Below are 22,162 nucleotides of genomic sequence, written 5' to 3' on the forward strand. Positions count from 1 at the left end.
TATTACATTCTTAAAAATAACAAAGTTAAAGTTTGTTAATATTAGTTAAAAAACATTATACCAAATTTTAAAAAATATCTTTTGTTAAATATAAATATTACTTATAGAAAAATTTAGGTAAATTGATTAATTTTTGCTTAAAATTTTATGTTTTTTTGAGTAAATATCTATTATTTAGCAATTGTTTTTTCAGTTTGAAAACTTAAAGAATCTTTGAAAATTGGCTCATAGTTTTCACCATTTTTAACAGCTAAATTATATTGATATGATGTCTCTGAATCTAGCCCCGATAGTGTAACTTCAATATTTGTTGTTGCATCAGTTATTTTTTGATCAGTAGTACCTGCATTCATTCACTTGCTCTCACCAAGTTTTTTATAAAGAATTCGTAATTCTTTATTAATATAAGCTGCCAAATGATTGGCTGTTAATTTAACTCCTGACCCTGTTAAATTAGCAATAGCAATTTTCGGCTCTGCAAGTGTTGTAAAATTTGTTTCACTCACAACATCAAATACTTGTTCTGATTGATTATCATCTAAAGTTTTATGAGCAACTATTTTATATTGATAAGGAGTATTTTTTTCTAAATTATTTAATGTTAGCAAAACTTCTGTTTTACTATTTTCTGGATTTAGTATAATTTTTTGTCCTAGTTGATAATTTTCAGTTGCAAGATTTTTTTTATACATAATTGACAAAGTATAACCAACTAATGATTTTAAATTAGCTAATTTAACTACAAATTGATTATATGATAATGTTTTTTGCTCAATTTTAAGTAGCTGCAATAACGGGTATTTAATCCCTTGTTCTTCTGAACTAAATAATTCATTACCATTGGTTTTAAATCCTACTTCTGTTGGTTTAGCTGCAATTGCTTCATTATCTAAATATAAATTGTAGCCATAAATTTTTTCACTTGGTAATTCTGTTGTTGTTAATTCAACAAGTAAATTATTAGCATTCTCATTAGTTATACCTGAAATTGTTTTAGTTACTCAATTGCCGTTTTCAGTTGCGTCCTTAGCTTCAATTTCGTCAGTAATTAATTTTAGTGTTTTGCCTACATAAGCATCTAAATCAGTAAGTCTTAAAACAATTTTTGAAGTGCTGATGCTTTCAATATTAACTTTGACACTTTTGGCCGATGTAAAAGTTCCAGTTTCTGCTAATAACGGATTTTGATTACCCTTGATAAATAACTGATAGTAATATTGAGTTTGTGATTCTAACCCATTTAATGTAAAAGTAACTTCAATAGTTTTGGAATCAGCTGTCCCCACTTCACTTGTTGTGGATTCAAGTTTTAAAGTATTTGTAGCAAAAAAACCTTTTGTTAAATCTGTTGTATAACGCAATTCTAAAGTTTTATCTTTATATTTTAATTCTGAATTAGTAAAAGTTAAAATAGCTTTGGATTTTTCAATCACCGGATTTGGGTGAGTTGTATCTGCTGCTGGTTTTAAGATAAATTGTTTTTCAGTTGTAAATTCTCCTGGAATTTTTAAAAGCGGAGCTGATACTAAATTTTTTAAATAAATTTGATAAACATATGATTTATTTGCTTTTAAATTATTTAAAAGAAAATTAACACCATCCGTGGCATGAGTTGCAGATACTTGACCTTGAACGATTGCCTCACTATAATCTTTATCACCAGCAAAAATTTTTCCAAAATCTTTTGTTTCTGAAGTTTTTTCAGCAAATCGAATTAATAATTCAATTTTTGAATTTTGATTAATAGGCTGACTATAAGCTAAATTTTTAACATTTATTTGACTACTAATTGGACCTGGTGTAGCTGTAGCAGTAACTTCATTAGTAGTTTTTAAATCTTTTCCTGGAGCTTGATTAAATATCACTTCATCTGCTTTACCAGCAACTTGTTTTACAATTTGGAAGCCATATTCAGTATTTGTTTTTAAATTATTAAAAGTAACTTTTAATTCACCATTAATAACTTTAACAGTTTCTAATAATTCTTCAGGGACTTCAGATTTTGGAACAACAGCCTCAGAATCTTTAGAATCATCGGTTGGAGAATCTTGAGTATCAGGCTGAGAATTGATTTCTTCATCTGTTTTATCACTTGAATCAGATTTCCCTTCTTCTTCTTCTTCTTCTTCTTCTTTGGCTGTTGGTGATTTATTTTCTGGATTTGGTTCTGCAGAATCTGGATTCAGATCTTTTGAACCATCATCATTAGGATTAGTTTCTGCTGAAGTTGTCGCTTCTTTTGTTTTATCAGTTTCTGAAGATGTTGGATCAGTTGTAGGCTCTGAGTCTTCTTCTACTTTTGTAGCATCTTCATCTGTGCTTGGTGATTCTGTTGGTGAAGCTGGTTCGCTAGGTGCTGGTGGCTCTAGTGCTGGTGCTGGCTCATCCGGATTATTTTCTGATTCAGAAGCAACTTCTTCAGCTTTAGTTTCTGTTTCGTCTGTAACTTTTGCTTCTGCGCTATCTTCATTCGATTTTGCTTTCGAATCTTCTGTTGTAGTTGCGCTTTCAGCATCAGGTTGAGTTGCAACAGATGAAGTGGAATCAGATGTTGAAGATTCGGTTGATTCAGAATCTTTTGGGGTTTCTGCGACTGGTTTTGTTCGCTCAGATGGGCTGGGAGTTTCTGGGTCTGATGGAGTAGCTTCCTCACCTGGAGCTTCTAGTAAATTAAAACTTGAGATTTTTAAGCTAGATGTTGGCGATGCATTAGGTTTTGGGGCTACTTTAGCTTTTTCTTCCTCCTCTTTTTTAGCTGCCTCAGTTATTACTTTTTCTCGCGCCATTTTATCAGCATAAGCTTTGTTATACAATCTAGCAACTAAATTTTGATTATTATATTTTTCCAAACCGGCAATAACAAGTGCAATAGTATTTGAAGTTTGTAATATTTCACTTGCCCCTAAATTAGCATAAGTTTTAGCTTCTTCATTATTAATAATTATTTCATTAGATTTATTTTGTTTTTTCTCTAATAAATTAAATAAATATTCGGTATTAGGTGATAAATTAGTTAAATTAAATGTTAAGGAATTTTTATTACTATAAGTTACTTTCATTGGTGCAGAATCAATCGGAGTTACTTTGTCATTGCTTGAACTTGTTGTAGTATTAGCAGTTGGCTTGGGATTATATTGTAAAAAAACTTCTTTACCAACAAAAGCATCTAATCCAACTAAAACAACTTTCATTGATGTAGTTGTAATGTTTTCGAATTTCATCCCAAGTGGTGTTTTAGTTTGTGGCGGGATTGGATTAGTTTGGGCTGATGAAGTTATAATAACTTCATTTTTATCATTAAAAATTTCAATTACATATTGAGTTGCTGCACTCAAGCCGGTAAATTCTAAAATGGATGATGTTTTTTCAGCTACATCAATTGATTTGGTTTTAGTTGCACTATCTGTTACTTTAGAATTTTTTTTATAAACTTTCACTGTTAAAGTTTGTTTTTTATAAGCCTCCAAATTTTTAACTTCAATTTTAAAACTTGATGTTTTAGCGCTAACAAAAGCGATTGTTAGTTCTTCTTTAGGTTGAACTACGGTTTTTTTGTCTTTACTACCACTTGGTAGGGTAACAGCGACAACAACTCCGATAGTAATGGCAACAACTCCAACGGCACTTCCAATTATAAGTGGTCTAATTAGTTTTTTATTCATAGAAACTCCTCAAAGGTAATTATTATTATTATTATTATTATTATTTAAAAACAACAATTATTTAAATTTTAAATAAGTTAAATAAATATTAAATTATATCAACATTGCCAATTAAATAAAAAAAACGTCATATTTATTATTTGACGTTTATAGATAAAAAATTAATCAATTTTTGTAGTGTCAAATTTCCCGGAAATGACATTGATATTACGAGTAATAATTCAACAGTTAGGATCAATTTTTTTAACTTCTCGTTTTAAAAAATTAACTTCTAAAATTAATGCTGCCGTTTCAATTTTAGCTACTTCACGATTTGTATAACCTGAAGTCCCTTTTCAAGCATTGAAAGAGTGTCAATAGTTAATAGCTAATAAATGTTGCATAATTTTTGTTTGCTTTTCGGGAGTTGTATAAATTGAAACTAAAACTTTTTTATACTTTGGAAAAATAAAATTCACACCCATAGAAATTATTAACATTCAAATAATGGTACTAATTGTTTTAATACCTAAAATTTTATCAATTTTATTGTCTGGATTTTTAATAAAATTACCTGTTAAATAAATTGTTAAAAATGAGAAAAAAGTAATTGTAATTGACACCAACAACATAAACATTCCAACAGGTTTTTGTTTTTTAACTGAAAAGAAGTAAACAATTACATCAGTTCCACCTGAAGAACCGCCAAATTTTCATGTTAAACCAATTCCAGTTGTGGCGAATACAGCACCTACAAAAGTGTAATACAAGGCTAATCATTGGTCTGTCCCATCAGAAATTTTTCAACCTGATTTAATTTCTGTGTTTGACATTAAAAAATGTTGGATTGGTCCTGTTAGTAAAATTTGTTCCCAAACAATTTGGAATATCATCCATGAAGCAGTCAAAAAAATAAAACTTTTTTTTACCTTGAATCAAAAATAAATTAAAATTGGTAAGTTGAATGCTAAATATAAAATTGAAAAATAAGGTTTTAATTCTTCAAAAATATAAGTTAAAATAGTTGGAATTGAGGTTACTCCACTAGGAATGGTGGCAGCACGAACAACAAAAAAATGAATTCCAAAATTAAATAATAACGAAGCAAAAAACATCATTAAAATGCTTAATGGGTAATCTTTGATAAATCTAAAAATATTAAACTTCTCTGTTTGGCCATATTTTAATGTTACGCGTTCTAAATTAGCTGAATTTAATTTCAAATTATTGCAGAAATTTTTACAACCATTAGTTAAGCGATACTTAGAGTTTTTATCTTTCATAATCGACATATAATAGCATATTTTTTTATAAATTATTTTGTTTTTTTAAAAAACTTTAAAATAATAAAAAAAAGCATCCAAAATATTTTTGGATGCTTGCAAATTTGTAATTATTTTCTAATTCCTAATTCTTGAATTGTTGCTTGATATTTATCAAAATCAACTTTTTTTAAATAAGCTAATAATTTTTTACGTTTATTAACTTTAGCAATGAAACCACGCATTGAGTGTTTATCTTTTTTATTATCTAAAAAGTGTTTTTTCAAACCTTCAATTTCAGCAGTTAAAATCGCTATTTGTACAGGGGCTGCTCCAGAATTTTTTTCTGTTCCGCCAAATTTTACAACTAATTGTTGTTTTTGTTCTTTAGAAACCATAAATAAGTTTTCTCCTTAGCATTTCTTAATTAACACCTAGAATAAATTCGAACAAACAATTTAAACCAAGCACTAATCGCATTTATATTTCTTCTTGAATTTAATAAAAAATTCATTTAGAAAACAAATTATATAATATTTTATTTAATTTAATAAATATTTCATTAGTTAGATTCTGTTTTTTGAAACTCAACCCAGAAGTTCCTAACTTGTTTAATATCAGTATCATTAGTTAAATCTTGAATGGATGAAGTAATTAAGCGTAATGTTTTTCAAAATTCAATGCGAACAAAAATTTCTTGAATTGTACCACTAAAATTATTGTCAAAAATTTGTCAATGAATTTGGTGATTTAAATCAACTCTTACAAATCCGTGTCATTCCAATTCTTGAAATAAAAAAGTTGTAATATAAACTCCGGGGTGAATCCTAGCTATATTTTCTGGTCATAATCAAGTTTTAGGACTAACTTTGCCATTAAAATAAATATCAACTGCATATTTAGTGACTGAATAATCATTAACTAATTCTAAATTGCCATTTGCTAACTCCGCCTTTAGCATTGTAGTAGAAACTTTTTGGTTTCCAACTGTATATAAATCAACAGCTATAACATTAGGAAAAATTTTACTTAAATCTGTTGGTGTTTTTGTTGCTCCATGACCAAAACGATAATCATTGCCAACTACTATTGTTTTTGCTCCTTGTTGTTGCAAAATATCAACAAATTGTTCCGCTGATAAATTTTTAAACCACTCATCAAAATCAATCACAAAAACATCTTTAACACCTAATTCAAATAAGGCGGTTAAACGAAGTTCTAACTGATTAAAAACTTCCCCATTACTTTTTGGTAACTTCAAAGGGTCACGAAATAAAACTACCATAAAAGGTTGTTTAAGTGATTCTGCCATTTCAATTAATTTTGCATGACCTTTGTGAACCGATTCAAAAGCCCCTAATACAAAAGTTGGCGTTTCTAAATTACGAATTTTGGCAAAGCTATAATGAATGCGCACTAAATCACTTCCTGTTTTTTAAAAAAATGATAAACACCATTATTTCAAACATCATCACAAACAAAATCAGCCACTTCTCTAATTTTATCATCGGCATTACCGACTGCCACACCAATAGCTGCTTCTTTAATCATTTCATAATCATTGGAACTATCGCCAAAACTAATGACATTTTTATCAATGCTTCAATCTGGATTTAACATTTTGCATAAAACATTAATAGTTTTAGCTTTATTAATTCCTTTTTCCACTACAAAAAAGCCTTTAGTTCAAACTGAATTAACTTCAATCTCTCAATCATCATTAATTAACATTTCTCTGATTTTATTAGTTAATTCTAAATCATCACATTTGATTGTAATTAAATGAATATTGTTTTGATCATGTTCTAGTTGGTCAATCGATTTAAAAGCTTGTTTGTGATTTTCCAAATATCAACTATTTAAATCGAAATCATAATCATAATAACCAGCATCATTTGTCATGACAGTATAAGGTAAACGATGTTGATCTAAAATTGTTTTAAAACGCAAAAATGTTGAATATGAAATTGCTTTTTCTCAAATTTTTTCATTTTTATTTAAATCATAAATAAAGGTTCCATTGGCACCAATAAAATAATCAATATTTTTTAAATTTCGCACTTGATTATAAGTGATCATATCGCGACCAGTTGCTAAAACTGTAATTAGTCCTGCTTTTTTCAAATCTGCAAACATTGTTTCTGTTTCTAAAGAAACAAATTCATCTGCATAAGGCAAAATTGTTCCATCAATATCACTGGCGACAATTTTAATTTCATTTAAATTAATCATTAAGTATCCTTTAAAAGTTTTCTAATAAAGATAAAACAATTTTTCCAAAAAGTTTTTCTGGAAAAACTAAATTTGTGGTTGGATCAATTTTTCCAATTCCAAAAATTTTGGTATTAGTTGTTAATCAAACTCTTTCTCAACTAGAGTGATTAACAAGATTTTTCATACTAATTTTACCATAATAGAAGTCTTTTAATTGGCTTTGACTAACCTCATAGCTTTTTCAAGGCAATAATTTTTGATAACTTAATTGTTGAAATTCTTCTTGAACTAAAGTTAATTCGCCAATTTGATTACGAATTAAATCAGTCATAATTGCATTACATTTTAAAGCCTTACCCAAATCATGTATTAAGGTTCGGATATATGCCCCTTTTGAAACTGTAAATAAAATTTCTGCTTTTAAGTTTATGCTATCTCAATTCATTAGTTTAGCTTGTTCAACAAAGATATTTTGTGGTTTTAAATTTACTTCAACACCTTTGCGAGCTAATTCATAAGCTTTTTTACCATTAATTTTTTTTGCAGAAAAAATAGGTGGCATTTGTTTTAAAGATCCTGTAAATTGATGTTTTAATATTGTTGCAATTTCTTCTGCATTATGGTGATGATTACAAGTGTGATTAATAACTTTACCTTCAATGTCGTAAGTATCAGAACTTTTGCTCAATTCCAAAGTTGCTAAATAAGTTTTTGTGCCATACTTTTGATCTAAAAACGGAATTAATGTTGTAGATTCATTAGTAGCAACCAATAAAAGACCCGAAGCTAAAGGGTCTAAAGTTCCGGTGTGGCCAATTTTTTTAATATTGTGTTGACGTGCAAAGGTTTTAATTGCTTGAAATGAGCTTTGACCTTTAGTTTTTCATAGTAAATAAATCATAGTTTAGTTACAATAAATCAATTTTTGATTTATCAAATACCCCAATATAAGGTAAATTACGAAGTTTTTCTTTTACATCTAAACCAAAACCGACTAAAAATTGATCAGCGACTTCAAAACCAGTTTTATCTACATAAAATTCAACAGCTCGTTTTGAAGGTTTGTTTAGTAGGGTAATTGTTCGTAATGTATGGGGATGGCGTTGCTCTAAAATCTCAGAAATTTTTTTTAAAGTGCGGCCGCTATCAATAATATCTTCAACAACCAAAACATCCATACTGTTAATATTTTGTTCCAAGTCCATGACAATTTTTAAATTATCAGATACCTCTAATCCCCCTTTATAAGAAGAGGCAATCATAAAATCTAATGTGTGAGGCACTTTGATATGTTTCATTAATTCAGCAATAAAAGGGATTGATCCTTTTAATAATCCCACAAGGATTAAACGCTGCGAATTAGCATAAGTTTCATTAACTCATGCCCCTAATTCTTTAATTCGTTTTAAAATTGTTTGTTCATCAAACAAAATTTCAGTTACTCATTTTTCATCGAACACATTTTTTACAAGCATATTGTGTTAATTTTAACAACTTTTAGTTTAAAATGAATTAATTAACTATAAAAAAAGCTGAAAATTCAACAAAATGAATTATTTAGAATAATTTAATTATTAAGCTTTTAGTTTTTGTTATAATTTCCAAGTATTTAAAGTATCACAATCAATGTTTTAAGAGATTTAAAACAGAGATTATTTTTTTATTTAATTTAATATTTACAAAATCAAGGAGAATAAATGGCAAGTTTTAAAGCAACTGTTGTGGATCCAATTGGATTACATGCAAGACCTGCTTCAAAAATTGTTGCAGTTGCAGCAAAATTTCAAGCAGACTTAAAAATTCACTTTCACGACCGTGTAGGAAATTTAAAATCAATTATGAATATTATGGCTTTAGGAATTAAACAAGGTCAAAGTTTTACAGTCGAAGCTGAAGGAGCTGATGCTAATGTGGCTCTAGCTGAAATTAAAAAGACAATGATTGAAAACAATTTAATTGAAGAATAATCAGTTTAAAAACGGCTTTATAACAAAAATTAAATAGGGTAGACCCTATTTTTTTATCTAAATTATTTAAAAAATGTTCAAATATAATATTATTTAGAAAATAAACTATTTAAATTGACAAAATTAAGGAGAATTTTATGAGTGAAAAACATTTTAAAGGGATTGGAGCATCAAGTGGTGTTGCTATTGCTAAGGTTTTTAAACTAAAAGAAACTCATTTTGAAATTGATGATCACAAAATTGCAGACATTAATGCTGAGGTTGAAAAATATCAAGCAGCCGTGGTTAAGGCTATTAAAAGAATTGAAAACATTAAAAAACTATCTTATGGAAAATTAAGTGATGAAGAAATTGAAGTTTTTGATGCTCACATTCAAGTGGCAACGGACCCAGCAATGCAAGATGAAGTTTTGAGTTTGATTCAAAAAAGTTTTAATGCTGCTTATGCAGTTGATCAAGTAAGTCAGAATTACATTACTATGTTTAGTAGTATGGATGATGATTACATGAAAGAAAGAGCAGCGGATATTAAAGATGTTGCTGTAACAATTATTAAAAATCTTTTAGGTATTGAAATTGTTGATTTAACCGCAATTAATGAGCCAACAATAATCGTTGCTCATGATTTAACTCCTTCAGAAACTGCACAACTGGATAAGCAATATGTAAAAGGTTTTTTAACAAATATTGGCGGAAGAACTTCGCACTCAGCAATTATGGCAAGAAGCTTAGAAATTCCTGCAATTTTAGGGCTTGAAAATATTACTGAACTAGTTGAAAACGGTGATATTGTAGCTATTAACGGAGATAAGGGCGAAGGAATTATCAAACCTTCAGAAACAAGTAAGGCAGAATTTGAAAAAGCTTATCAAAAATATTTAGAATACAAAAATGAATTGCAAAAATTTTTAACTAAACCATCAGTTACTAAAGATGGTAAACAAGTATTGATTGCAGCAAATATTGGTTCCATAAGTGATGCTGAAGCTGCATTACAATATGGGCATGATGCTATTGGATTGTTTAGAAGTGAATTTTTATATATGGATGCTGAAAATTGACCAAGCGAAGAAGAACAATTTCAAGCCTATAAAGCAGTGTTAGAAAAAACTCCTGATAAAAGCGTTATTGTTAGAACTTTAGACATTGGTGGAGACAAAACTTTGAAATACTTTCAATTTCCTGAAGAAATGAATCCTTTCTTAGGATACCGTGCAATTCGGATGACGCTTGATAAAAAAGATATTTTTAGAACACAATTACGAGCACTAATCAGAGCTAGTGTTTATGGTAAATTAGGGATTATGTTTCCGATGATCACTACAGTACAAGAGTTTTTAGACGCCAAAGCATTTTATGAAGAAGTTTTAGCAGAAGTTAAAGCTGACAAAATCCCAGTTGCTGATAAGATAGAATTGGGAATGATGGTTGAAGTTCCTGCAGCTGCAGTTTTGACTGATCAATTTTCTAAGCATGTTGATTTTGTTTCAATTGGAACAAATGATTTAATGCAATATACAATGGCGGCTGATCGGATGAGTCAAAAAGTTTCATATTTATACCAACCATTAAACCCTTCAATTTTAAAATTAATTAAAATGACAATTGATGGGGCTCATAAACAAGGTAAATGAGCTGGAATGTGTGGTGAAATGGCCGGAGAACCTGCTGCTATCCCATTATTAGTGGGAATGGGTTTAGATGAATTTTCAATGTCGGCAACTTCGATTTTAGCAGCTAGAAAGCAAATTTCTGAAATTGATACTGAAAAAGCGAAAATCTTGGTAGCTAAAGCTTTAGAATGCGAAACTGAAGCTCAAGTACATGAACTAGTTGAAAACTTTAACAAAAATTTATAGAAAAATAAGTACGAAAAAACTTTCTCAAATTAGTGAGAAAGTTTTTATTTTTTATAAGGTTCAAAACTATTATATGAATTTGTAACTGGGAAGTCGCCTTCAAGTAATTGTATAGCTCGAAAATAACCAAAAGGCATAATATACCTAATTTCATCATCTAAAAATTTTACAAAGTAATCATAAATTAATTGACGTGGCACTTTTTTTTGATTTCGTTCCTCAAATTCGAAATGAGCTCTATCAACTTGATTAATAAAATCCGGCTGTTGCATTAGACTATCAATATAACTAAATATTTTTTTATTTAAATAACGAACTAAATCATTTTTTGCGTTAATGTCAAAATTAGCTTTAAATTTAAATTTTTTTTTCGCTAAAAGCTGAATTTTATTTCATTCAAAAACACTAGCTAAAATTAATTGATTGATTTCAATAAAAAGTTGAAAATCTTGCTCAATAAAATTTTTAAAAGTTACTTTGGTTTCGAAAAATTCCTTATCTTCCATTGCGTATCACTTCCCGATTATATTTAACAGCATGCACCATAGTCGCTTTAAAAAAAGCATAAGGTAGCGAACTTTGCATTTCTAGAAGCATTTTTTTCTTAATATATTGCGTTTTTTGCTTAACTGTTCACTGTGGATTTTTGGGAAAAATAAAATTTTTAATTTGTTCCAAAAATTCAGGTTGCTCAAACAACCACAAAATATAATCTGCTACATAAAATTGAATTTCATTTGCTAATTGTTTATTATCTGGATGATAAAAATTAGGGCTCATTTTTCAATCTGGGTTATCTTCGTGTTTTTCAAATTGATTTGCAATTTCTTTATATGTTAAATCGTAAATTTCTTTGAAAAAATCATATTCATAAGTTAAAAGTCGAAAAATATTTAAAATTTTAAAATGCATTGGATTGGCCTCCATTTTTAAAGCTTTTAATTGATTATTCGATTTCGTTTTTTATCTGCTTAATTAACAACTCATACATATTTTGAGCTATATTTTCATCTCGATCAAAAGTAAAAAGATAAATTTTTATTTTAGGTTCTGTGCCAGAAGGTCGCAAAATAATTCAAGAATTATTTTCAAATTCAATTTTAATCATATTATCAGGCGCAATTTCTGTTACATCATGATTGAAATCAGTTACTTTTAATTTTGCAAAGCCATAATTGTGATTAATTAATTTAGTTTTAATCCTCTCCCATATTGCTGGTTCTAAGCTTTGTAAATCAATTGAAACAACTCCGGTTTTAGCATAGCCATACTCAGTATTTATTTGCTGTAATAATTGAAATAAATTAAGTTTTTTTGTTTTGTAATACGATGCGATCTTGCAAATCATAATCATAATTTGTAATGCATCTTTATCATAAGAAATTTTAGGATTTAATAAGCCACCATAACTTTCTTCAAAAGCATATAAAAATTCTTTATCTTGATTTTTTGCTATTGCTTCAGCTACTCATTTAAATCCTGTATTAATTGCAACTGGTTTTACGTGATGTTTTTGAGCAATGATTTTTGGCAAACTACTTGAAACTAGTGAATAAATTAAATAACTATTACTTAAAATTTTTGCATTTTTGTGATTAACTAAATAATAAGTAATAATTGTTGCAACGTCATTACCAGTTAAAATTCGTTTCACCCCTACATCATTTACAATCACGCCTAACCGATCCGCATCAGGGTCTGTAACTAAAAAAAGATCAACATTTTGCTTTTCACAAGCTTTAATTACACCTTCAAAAGCAATAATTGACTCGGGATTGGGGTTTTTTACATAACTAAATTCAGGATCTTCAGACATTTCATTAGTAGCATAACAAACATTTAACTTTAAATCATTAAATAATTTTTGGCCAATATCCGCTCCAGTTCCATGTAAGGGTGAAAAAGCTATTTTTAAGTTACTTAAATTAAAATTTTGACCCCCAATAGCACCGACTGCTTGCTGATACTGATCAAAAATTTGCGATTGAATAAAATCTCGGCTTGTGAACTGTGTTGTAAATTTAGCTGTTAGATAATTTTCATACGGTTCAAAAAACTTAACTAAATCAGCAATTTCAGATGGTAGCATCTGTGCGCCTAAACCATTATAAATTTTATAACCATTAAATTCTTTAGGATTATGACTAGCTGTGATATTAATTCCACCTAATGCTCCTAATTTTTTAATTGCAAATGAAATAAATGGCGTAGGACAAATATTTTTTGAATAATGCACTCTAATTCCGTGATATTTTAAAACAGCGGCTGCAGCGGCTGCAAACTCAGCTGATTGGCGACGATTATCTCGCCCTATTACAATCCCTTTAGTTTTAGCTTCGGGAATTTTTTTTAAAAGATAACGTGCATAACCTTCAGTAACGCGGTAAATATGCGCTAAATTTAAATTAGCTTCTCCTGGACCTAATTTACCTCTAATTCCAGCTGTACCAAATTCTAGTTTTGCCATATTAAGCCCTTTCTATTCTTTTTGAAATTATTAATTAGCATTAATGATTTATTAATTAAATATTTAAAAATTATAAAATAACAAACTTTCAATCCAAAATATGACCCCATATAATATATGTAATAATATTATAGAAAATTGCAAAAAAATATTTTTTTATTTTAAAAATAAACAATTTTACTAATTTTTTAATATTATATTTTTAAATCTCTTGCATTGCTAATTTATAATTATGAAAATGGAATTAATAGTAAAAAAATCAACTTTCATTAGCCATCTTTATCTTATCAAAGATAAAAAAGAAATTAAGTTGATTATCGAAAAATTAAATACTGAATATAAAAAAGCTAATCACATTTGTTATGCTTATTTATTACTTGATGAAAATAATCATGAAATGGCAGGTTTTCACGATGCTGGTGAGCCAAAAGGTACAGCCGGAATGCAAATTTATAATTTATTAAGGTTGAAAAAACTTAATAATGTTTTAGTTGTTGTAATCCGCTACTTTGGCGGCATTAAATTAGGTGGGGGTGGATTAAGTCGCGCTTATCGGGAAAGTGCAGCACTAGCAATTGAAAACTATATTAAAAATCTGCAAAATAATTAATTTTTTTATAAAAAAATTCCTAAATTAAATTAGGAATTTTGTTTCAAAAATAATTTTTAGCTGAAATTTTTCTTACTTCAACGCGAAAATTCATCTGGAGTAGCTAGCACAAAATGGTCATCTTTAACTCTGATTCATTGTGGCTGATTAGCTTCTGAATAGTGATGCATATTAATATCATAAACATAACCAATCAAACTTTTGCGTTCTGGATCTAGTGAAGGAATTGCATCTAATAATGATTTGGTATAAGGGTGAACTGGATTAGCCATAATTGCCTCGGTTTTTCCAACTTCAAGTAATGTACCTTTATTCATTACAGCGATTCGATCAGAAATATATTCTACCATTCGCAAATCATGGGCAATAAATAAAATTGTTAGCTGAAATTTTTCTTTTAAATCATTAAAAATATTAACAACTTGAGCTTGAATTGAGACATCCAAAGCTGAAATGGGTTCATCCGCAATTAACAGCTTCGGTCGCAAAACAACAGCTCGAGAAATTCCGATTCTTTGTTGTTGTCCACCTGAAAATTCAAGTGGATAACGCTTCAAAACTGATTCATCTAATCCTACATTTTTTAACATTTCACGAATTAAAATTTTTTGCGCTTTTTTCTCAGTTATGGTTTTTAATGCTTCTGAGCGATTTTGTAATTCTTGTTTTAAAATTGCAAGCGCCTTAGTTTCATTATACTGTTTTAGCAGTGGTAATAAATTAGTTTCCAAAGCTTGAGTACTCAAATCAATATTTTCAGTAATTGCTTGCACAATTGTTTTATTATATGTTTTTGTAAATACATTTTTGCGATTTGATTCAGTAATTACTTGTCAAACTTTATCTAAAATTTGTAAATCTAAATCATAAAAATAAATTTCCCGTGAATTTTTTGTGTTTTCTAAACCTTCAGAAACGATTGATTCAACATTGACATGAGGATTTAATGAGTTAGAAGGATCTTGAAAAATAATTTGAACTTTATTTACTAAAAAATTTTCTAACTGTTTAAATTCTTTTAAAGCTTTCCCTATTTTAAAGCCGCGATAATTTTTTTTGGGTAATGTTTTATCTAGTAATTTAATTTCCCCAAAACTATAAGGTACAAGACCAATAATGGTGCGTCCAATTGTCGATTTCCCTGATCCCGATTCTCCAACTAACCCCAAAACTTCACCATCATAAATATTTAAATTTAAATCATGCACCGCACGAAACGCTTTAGTTCCCGTTCCATATGTAATATCAACATGCCGTAATGATGCTAAAATTTCTTTTTCAGGATTGGCATCCAGCATTTCACTTGTACCTTTTAATGGCCGGCGTAAAAATGTTTTTGTGAAAATCCCAAAACGAGTTTGTTTTTCAACATAATCACCTTTTTGATATGCTGCAAAACTTTTTTTAGTAAAAAAATAATCTTTAAGCTTTTTATTTGACATTTTTTAATTGTTTGCTATTAGAATTTTTAGCAGCATATTCCTTTCATAATTTTTGAATTAATTTTGGTGGTTGATATTCTGGAGCACGTTTGTCTAACAGTGCTGATTTCACCCGGTGAGTAGGGCTAATTTTGTAAAAATTAGGTTCTTGGTGAAAATCAACGTCAAGAGCATAATCGTTTCGCACAGCAAAAGCATCACCCTGAATTTTATTTAATGATGATGGCACCGATCCAGGAATAGTATAAAGTCTTGAGCCTTTATTAACATCAGGCATACTCGAAATCAAACCTCAAGTATAAGGGTGCTGAGGATTTAACAAAATTTCTTTTGTAGTTCCCTCTTCAATAATTTGACCAGCATACATAATGGAAATATAATCACTAATTGAAGCTACAACACCTAGATCATGGGTAATGAAAACAATTGCTAAATTCAATTTTTTTTGTAAATTACGAACAATTTCCAATACCAAAGCTTGCACACTTGGGTCAAGTGCTGTAGTTGGTTCATCCATGACTAAAATTTTTGGTTGCATCGCTACAATTGAAGCGATTACTACCCGTTGAATCATTCCACCTGACATTTCATGGGGGTATAATTTCATTACAGCTTGGGGATCACTAATTTTACTTAAGCTTAAAAATTCTAATGCTTTTTGGTAAGCTTCTTTGCGATTTTTAACAACTTTGTTAACAAGCATCCCTTCCATAATTTGCTTACCAACTTTCATAGTTGGATTTAGTGTTGACATTGGATTTTGAAATACTGCTGAAACAACTCGCCCACGATAACGTGAATTTTCTCAATCTTTAAAAGTGAATTTTTCAACATTATTGTTATAAAGTTTAATTTCTCCGGAATCAATTACAGCATTGTCACCAGTTAAACCGTAAAGTAATGAAGTTAAAACACTTTTACCAGATCCTGATTCTCCAATGATGGCGTGAATTTTACCTTCATAAATTTTAATTGAAGGGCCACGAAGCACAATATTTTTTTCTTTGGGACGTGAAGGATTAGAAAAACTTAGGTAAATATCTTTAATCTCAGCAGCGACTCGCAACTCAGTTCCATCAGCTATTTTTTCAGTTGTAACATTTTCATAAAATTTATCTCAATTAAAAGGGGTAACTTTTGCCAAGAACTTTTGTTTTATCCGCTTAAAAAATTTTCATTGCATAGTATGCTACCTTTGCCTTCTTAGCGCATCTTGAACACTTGAACCAATTAGTTGAATTGAGATAGTAATTAAAACTAAAAATGTAGCTGGAATAAAAGCATATCTTAAATATTTTGGAAAAATATTGTCGGTTCCAGCATAAATCATACTTCCTAATGTTGGCTGATTTTCAATTGTTAAACCAATAAAGTTTAATGATGTTTCAGCAAAAATAACTCCAGGAATTGTAAAGATTAATTGTGTAATTAAAATTGGAATAATAACTGGGAAAAAGTTTTTTAAAATTTTATAAGTTGGTGTACCTAAAACTTTAGAAGCTGCAACTCATTCAAAATTAGCTGCCCGTTTTACTTGAGCTCTAATTTGGTTGGCCATTCCCGTCCATGATGTTAGTGAAAATGATAATACTAAAACTCAAAATGAAGGTTTGGCAACAATTGAAACTAAAATCAAAATTAAAATACTTGGTAAAACATTTAAGATTTTAATTAAAAATGTTACAGCTTTATCAAAACGATAAAAATAACCCATCATAATTCCGAAAGTTACTCCAATTAATACTTCAATAAAAGTTGTTACAAAAGCAATTGCTAACGAATAACGTAGTCCATGCCATAATCGAGCCCAAACATCACGCCCTAAATTATCAGTTCCTAAAATGTAGTATTGCCCATCATCACCGACACTATTAAATGTTAAATAACGCTGATTGATATCGGTAACATTAGGGTCACGAGTTGTAAGAGGGATAATTAGAGCTAAAATAATAATGGATATCAAAATAAAAAAGCCAAATACCCCACCCATTTTTTGTGCAAAACGATTAACAAATTCTCGAAAAACTTTTGATTGCGAGGGGATATGCAAAGTATCGTTGTAACTCATAATATTACCAACCATTTTTCATTTTTGATAATTAAACGGTTGTAAAAAGAGATTAGGTCCCCCACCACCTTCGCGTAGTAATTCTAAATTAGCTTGTGATTCTGCAGTTTGTTTTTTGCGCAATTCACTAATTTTATTGACTAAATTTTGTTTAATTTTTTTAAACATAAATCTACTTCCTTTTTTTTCTAATACGAGGATCTAAAAGTTCGTATAAAACATCACGAATTGCAAATGACATAACTGTAATGACTGAGTAAATAATAATTAAGAACAAAACAACATTGTAATCTTTAGACATAATTCCTTCAGTTAGTGTTGCTCCCGCTCCAGGAATAAAGAATAATTTTTCAACAAACAAACTTCCCAAAAATGATCCAAAAATTACCACCGGTAAAAAAGCTGCAATTGGGAATAATGCTGGTTTTAAAGCGTGTTTTCAAGAAAAGCTATTTTTAGTTACTCCTTTTAAGTAGGCAAATTTAGCATGCACAGAGTTTAATTCACGATTTAATTCTGTACGAATATATTTAATATAAACAATAATGTTACCTAAAGAAATAGTCAAGCCAGGAATAATGTAAGTTAAAAAATTAGCTTCATTGAAAATAAATGGCAAGCCCACTAGTCTTCCTAAAAAAATTAGTACCAAACCAAAAACAATCGTTGGAAAAGATGAAAAAAAAGAAATCAATAATGTTGAAGCATTATCTAAAAAACCACCTGGATTTTTACCAATTAAAATTCCAATTGGAATTCCAATTAACAAGGTTAAGGCTACACTAAAAATTCCGATGTAAAATGATTTTAAAAATCGAATTCAAATAAAATCATTAATATTTTGTTCTCGGAATAGAGAATAAGAAACTCCAAAATCTAGTGAAAATAAACCTTTTAAATAATTCAAGTAACGAATTCCAATTGGTTGATCTAACCCATATTTAATTTCTGTTGCTTGTCTTGTGGCATCATCCATTCCTGCTGTTAGAGGATTTCCGGGAATTGAATTTAATAAAAAGAAAGTAATTGTAATAACAATAAAAGCAATCACAAAAAAACTTACAGTAATTGATAACAAACGTAACACAATTCGAAAAAAAGGCGAATTAACATTTGTTAGTTTTTGAAAAATAGTGTAGTTTTCAGAACGTTTGTTGCTAAAAACTACATTAGCTGAGTTTTCTTGGTATTTTTTGTGTTTTTTCCTCGATTCCATATTCTATGTTGCTCGCTTTCTTGGTAATCCTGGTCTTGGGGGGTTAGTATAATCATAAGCATATTGTAAATGATAGGTATAAATACTTTTAATTCCTCCAATTCGTGTTAATTCTCAGTTAGTATCTACTTCCATCAATGGAATCACTGGAGCTGTATCACGAATAATTTTTTCAAATAATGCAATCAATTGAAAAACTTTTGACTGAGTCCAACCCATCAAAGCTTCATGAAGACTAAAATTTCCGCTAAAAAAAGAATTTAAACGTGAATTGTAATCAATTAAATTTTCATTGTTTTTAAAATAAGATAGCTCAATTGCCTTTCTATATAACATTAATTGTCGCATTTTGATATCTACTTGAATTTTCAATGCAGTTACTGCATCATTATTTTTTGCAGTGGCTTCTTCTATAATTGTATAAATTGTTTGTGATTTATCAACTAAGCTTTTTTCATATCAGTGTACATCTTTGGCTTCATTAATCCTTTTGATAAAATTTTTTTTATCACCTTCTGATAATTTACTTAGTAGATCCAAAACCTTAAAAGCGTATTTTTTAGCTTCGTTAATTTCGGGAAAAGGATCAAAAGTAAATTTATGTTTTTTAGCAAATTCAAAACTATTTAAAGCAATTTTGTCCGCAAAATTAATTACTTCCTTTTTGTTTTGCATTATGTCATATCATTCGGTTCCTAATGATAAATTTGACTTAGAATTATTAAAATAAATATAAGTAATAAAATTTTGTAATTTATTAATCCGAGATTGGGCTAAATTAGAATATTTACGTTGGATATCTACATTATTAGTTGCTTTTGATAATGCTACTAATGCAAGATTTTGTAAAATATTTTCTAGAAAACTTTCATTAAAAACTTCAACAAAGTATTTTTTATCATTGCCATATTTTAATTTTAAATGAAGCGCCAATCTTTGAGCTAAAATTTTACTTTTTTTACCTAATAAACCTATTTGAGATTCATTTAGCATTGAATTAAATTCTGCATTAAAGTCAGGAATTTGCTCAATAGCTAATTGAGTTACATCAAAATAAGGCTTTAAAATATTAACAAAATTGACAGCTTGGCCAGTAGCTACTAAATTATTGATTTGTTTTAGTGAAATTTGACTAAAATAATCAGCATAAGTAAATGAACCAGCCGGGTTTTGCTTAAATGCAATTGTTTTTAAGTCAATCAAATCTAATTCATCAGGCAAAAAGAATGTTTGAATATAATCAGAAGCTAGATTACCACCAATTCGGTCAAAATTTTGGTAAATAATATCGTAGTTTCCTTGTTCTACAAAAGAAACAAAAATATTTTCGGGTACACCTTTACTTTCCAATATAACAAAATCTTTAAATCCTTCTGTTTGGTTCAATGCCGCCTGTAAATAACCACCAGCTTCACGCTGTTCATTAGAAGTGTTATGTAAAAATGTTAAATGAACTTGCTTTAAATGGGGGTGAGCTTTTTTAAATAAATCTAGATAATATTTAGCAGCTTCTAAATTATTGATTGTGTCTTTACGATTTGTATTTTCAAAATTAAAAATTTTTGCAGTTTTTAAAATATATGGGTAGTTTTGCAATGGCAATATTATTCCATTTTCAGTTACTGTTTGTTCATTATCAAAGTAAAAATCAATTTCTTTTCCATTATTTTCTTTGTACTGACCAGATGCTGTAAACGTGGTTACAGGAAAAGAAAAATCTCAACCTACTGTTTTTAAAACTGCTTCACGATCAATTAAATAATAAATTGCTTTTCTTAAATTGGCATCTTGTAAATAATTGTGCCCGTTAGATTGACGATCTAAATTAAAAGCAAAAGCAATGGTTCCAAAACCAGTATTTTTTTTCAAAAATGATTTGTATTTGGCATCAGTTCAGTATTGTAAAATATTTGTTGAAGATATAAATGCTTGAGCAATTAAATTATCTTCAAACATTGTTCTATTTGTTTGCGGATTATTTGAAAAGTATATTTTAATTGTATTAGGAATTGTATTTTCAGCTTCAAAATAGTCTTCATTTTTAACAATATTTATATAGCCTTGAGGTCCTAAAAGAATATTATTTTTTGGATCTTTAATTTTGAAAGGACCAGTTGTTAAAAATAAGCTTGTATCAGAACCATATTTATCAATTCCCCCAGCTTTTGTTTCAATGTATTTACGGTTTGCTGGATATAAGGTTGTTAAAATATTTGTTAAAAAGCTCATTGAAGGGTTTTTGTTTTCATCAAAAATTATTGTAAATTCATTCCTATCACGAGCTGTAGAAATAATTTTTGATTTTAGTGTTTTTTTATCAAAAACTTGATATGGATTACGATATGGATTTTTTAATAAAGTAATTTTGTATTCTTTGTTTTCTTTGGTGATATAAAAGTCTTGTTTATCTGCATTAATATTAAATGAAATATTTTTAGGATTTTTTAATTCTGCAGCTATTTCATCATTTGTGTAATCAAGAAATAGTTGCCCAGTGTAAAAACCCATGTTTAATGCAGTTTCTTTAATTTTAGCAACTTCTAAGGTGTCTAAAGCTCCACCATTTTCATCTTTAGTTTGAGAGTCTCAAATTGATTGTTCTGGATTTTGAATATAAATTGGACTATTTTCTTTGCTTCATGGTGCAATAATATAATTTCTTCTACCTCAAGGATTTGAATAAGCTCTATTAAATTTGCGAATATATTCTTTTTGAGCATTAATAAATTCATCAACTCCTCTAATTCCTCATTTCAATAGTTTATCAAAGTGTTGTGAAGTTGTTGATAAATCATAAATATATTCTAAATAATCCCTTAGGTCTTGAGCTGTGATTACATCGCCATTAGACCAATAATTTTTATTAATATTTACCCGACCTGTTGCTGCCATATATGTGTTAGCATTTTTGGGATTTGGAAAAATTAATATTGTTGATTCTTCGCCTAATTCACCACCATCACTTGCTCTAGATAATCCACCAATCATTGAAAAATTATTTAAATTATAAAAGTTATTACTTACTTCACCATTTGATGTTTGCAATTTTGTTTTTTTAATTGTAAAAAAATTATTAAAATTAGAAGTTAGTTGTTGATCCGAAAGATTTGTTGATAGTAACACCATTTTGTAATTTTTGCTACGAATAATTGATTTTAATTCTCCATCAGGACCGGCGGAAATGTAAGGCGTCACAAGCGAAGGAATAATTTTATCTAATGATTTGTATTTAATGTAATTTAATGTATTAATTGGTTCTGTTGCCAAACCCAAATCATATGTTTTGAAACTAGTATCAATAAGACTAGAACCTTTAGTTTGAGTGGGGGCGCAAGCAATTAATGTTGCAACTGCAGAAGTGTACAGTAAACTCAATGCAAAATAAAAATACCGTTTTTTCTTACTTTTTTTCATTT

The 22,162-nt window shown here is 28.9% G+C and carries 18 protein-coding genes; 3 read left to right on the forward strand and 15 right to left on the reverse strand.

Annotated elements, in window-relative coordinates; translation table 4 throughout:
• Positions 1 to 170 precede the first annotated feature (170 nt).
• From ACW95P_RS00720 to hpt, 7 genes are all read right to left on the reverse strand, one after another.
• Entirely contained in the window at positions 171 to 3,662 is a 3,492-nt protein-coding gene (locus tag ACW95P_RS00720; RefSeq protein ID WP_457961310.1) for a hypothetical protein, read from the reverse strand.
• Positions 3,663 to 3,823: 161 nt separating this feature from the next.
• Positions 3,824 to 4,924: a YitT family protein gene (locus ACW95P_RS00725; protein WP_457961311.1), complete on the reverse strand. Its 1,101-nt coding sequence runs from the start codon at positions 4,922 to 4,924 to the stop codon at positions 3,824 to 3,826.
• Positions 4,925 to 5,034: 110 nt separating this feature from the next.
• Entirely contained in the window at positions 5,035 to 5,301 is a 267-nt protein-coding gene (gene rpsO, locus ACW95P_RS00730; protein WP_457961312.1) for a 30S ribosomal protein S15, read from the reverse strand.
• A gap of 164 nt (positions 5,302 to 5,465) precedes the next feature.
• Positions 5,466 to 6,320, reverse strand: coding sequence for an FAD synthase (locus ACW95P_RS00735; protein ID WP_457961313.1), 855 nt, complete (start codon positions 6,318 to 6,320; stop codon positions 5,466 to 5,468).
• Positions 6,320 to 7,135: a YcsE-related riboflavin metabolism phosphatase gene (locus tag ACW95P_RS00740; RefSeq protein ID WP_457961314.1), complete on the reverse strand. Its 816-nt coding sequence runs from the start codon at positions 7,133 to 7,135 to the stop codon at positions 6,320 to 6,322. Before ACW95P_RS00740 ends, ACW95P_RS00735 begins: the two co-directional genes overlap by 1 nt.
• A 10-nt stretch (positions 7,136 to 7,145) precedes the next feature.
• Positions 7,146 to 8,018, reverse strand: coding sequence for a tRNA pseudouridine(55) synthase TruB (gene truB / locus ACW95P_RS00745; RefSeq protein ID WP_457961315.1), 873 nt, complete (start codon positions 8,016 to 8,018; stop codon positions 7,146 to 7,148).
• Between the two features lie 7 nt (positions 8,019 to 8,025).
• Positions 8,026 to 8,592, reverse strand: a complete 567-nt coding sequence (hpt, locus tag ACW95P_RS00750; protein ID WP_457961316.1) for a hypoxanthine phosphoribosyltransferase — start codon at positions 8,590 to 8,592, stop codon at positions 8,026 to 8,028.
• Positions 8,593 to 8,814: 222 nt separating this feature from the next.
• Between hpt and ACW95P_RS00755 the strand changes: the two genes are divergently transcribed.
• Both ACW95P_RS00755 and ptsP read left to right on the forward strand, forming a co-directional pair.
• Positions 8,815 to 9,084 (forward strand): HPr family phosphocarrier protein, encoded by a 270-nt coding sequence (locus ACW95P_RS00755; RefSeq protein ID WP_457961317.1) that lies wholly within the window; start codon positions 8,815 to 8,817, stop codon positions 9,082 to 9,084.
• A 137-nt stretch (positions 9,085 to 9,221) separates the two neighbouring features.
• The gene (gene ptsP, locus ACW95P_RS00760; RefSeq protein WP_457961318.1) at positions 9,222 to 10,943 is read left to right on the forward strand and encodes a phosphoenolpyruvate--protein phosphotransferase; all 1,722 of its coding nucleotides are present in this window, start codon (positions 9,222 to 9,224) and stop codon (positions 10,941 to 10,943) included.
• Between the two features lie 44 nt (positions 10,944 to 10,987).
• Here ptsP and ACW95P_RS00765 read toward each other — a convergent pair whose 3' ends face one another.
• The 3 genes from ACW95P_RS00765 to ACW95P_RS00775 are packed head-to-tail and all read right to left on the reverse strand — an operon-like array spanning position 10,988 to position 13,410.
• On the reverse strand, positions 10,988 to 11,449 hold the full coding sequence (locus tag ACW95P_RS00765; RefSeq protein WP_457961319.1) for a hypothetical protein: 462 nt from the start codon (positions 11,447 to 11,449) through the stop codon (positions 10,988 to 10,990).
• Positions 11,439 to 11,855: a hypothetical protein gene (locus ACW95P_RS00770; RefSeq protein WP_457961320.1), complete on the reverse strand. Its 417-nt coding sequence runs from the start codon at positions 11,853 to 11,855 to the stop codon at positions 11,439 to 11,441. The genes ACW95P_RS00765 and ACW95P_RS00770 overlap by 11 nt, the downstream gene beginning before the upstream one ends.
• A 34-nt stretch (positions 11,856 to 11,889) precedes the next feature.
• Positions 11,890 to 13,410 carry a phospho-sugar mutase gene (locus ACW95P_RS00775; protein WP_457961321.1) on the reverse strand — a complete coding sequence of 507 codons (1,521 nt, stop codon included), beginning with the start codon at positions 13,408 to 13,410 and terminating at the stop codon, positions 11,890 to 11,892.
• 238 nt (positions 13,411 to 13,648) lie between these two features.
• Between ACW95P_RS00775 and ACW95P_RS00780 the strand changes: the two genes are divergently transcribed.
• Positions 13,649 to 14,020 carry a YigZ family protein gene (locus tag ACW95P_RS00780; protein WP_457961322.1) on the forward strand — a complete coding sequence of 124 codons (372 nt, stop codon included), beginning with the start codon at positions 13,649 to 13,651 and terminating at the stop codon, positions 14,018 to 14,020.
• 56 nt (positions 14,021 to 14,076) lie between these two features.
• Here the strand turns inward: ACW95P_RS00780 and ACW95P_RS00785 are convergent, their stop codons facing one another.
• The 5 genes from ACW95P_RS00785 to ACW95P_RS00805 are packed head-to-tail and all read right to left on the reverse strand — an operon-like array spanning position 14,077 to position 22,160.
• Positions 14,077 to 15,462, reverse strand: coding sequence for an ABC transporter ATP-binding protein (locus tag ACW95P_RS00785; RefSeq protein WP_457961323.1), 1,386 nt, complete (start codon positions 15,460 to 15,462; stop codon positions 14,077 to 14,079).
• Positions 15,452 to 16,606, reverse strand: coding sequence for an ABC transporter ATP-binding protein (locus ACW95P_RS00790; protein WP_457961324.1), 1,155 nt, complete (start codon positions 16,604 to 16,606; stop codon positions 15,452 to 15,454). Before ACW95P_RS00790 ends, ACW95P_RS00785 begins: the two co-directional genes overlap by 11 nt.
• 45 nt (positions 16,607 to 16,651) lie before the next feature.
• Complete coding sequence (locus ACW95P_RS00795; protein WP_457961325.1) at positions 16,652 to 17,698, reverse strand: ABC transporter permease; 1,047 nt, start codon at positions 17,696 to 17,698, stop codon at positions 16,652 to 16,654.
• Positions 17,699 to 17,702: 4 nt separating this feature from the next.
• Entirely contained in the window at positions 17,703 to 18,746 is a 1,044-nt protein-coding gene (locus tag ACW95P_RS00800) for an ABC transporter permease (protein ID WP_457961326.1), read from the reverse strand.
• A 3-nt stretch (positions 18,747 to 18,749) separates the two neighbouring features.
• Positions 18,750 to 22,160, reverse strand: coding sequence for an ABC transporter substrate-binding protein (locus tag ACW95P_RS00805; protein WP_457961327.1), 3,411 nt, complete (start codon positions 22,158 to 22,160; stop codon positions 18,750 to 18,752).
• Between the last annotated feature and the right edge of the window lie 2 nt (positions 22,161 to 22,162).

Source organism: Mycoplasma pogonae (assembly GCF_054170725.1).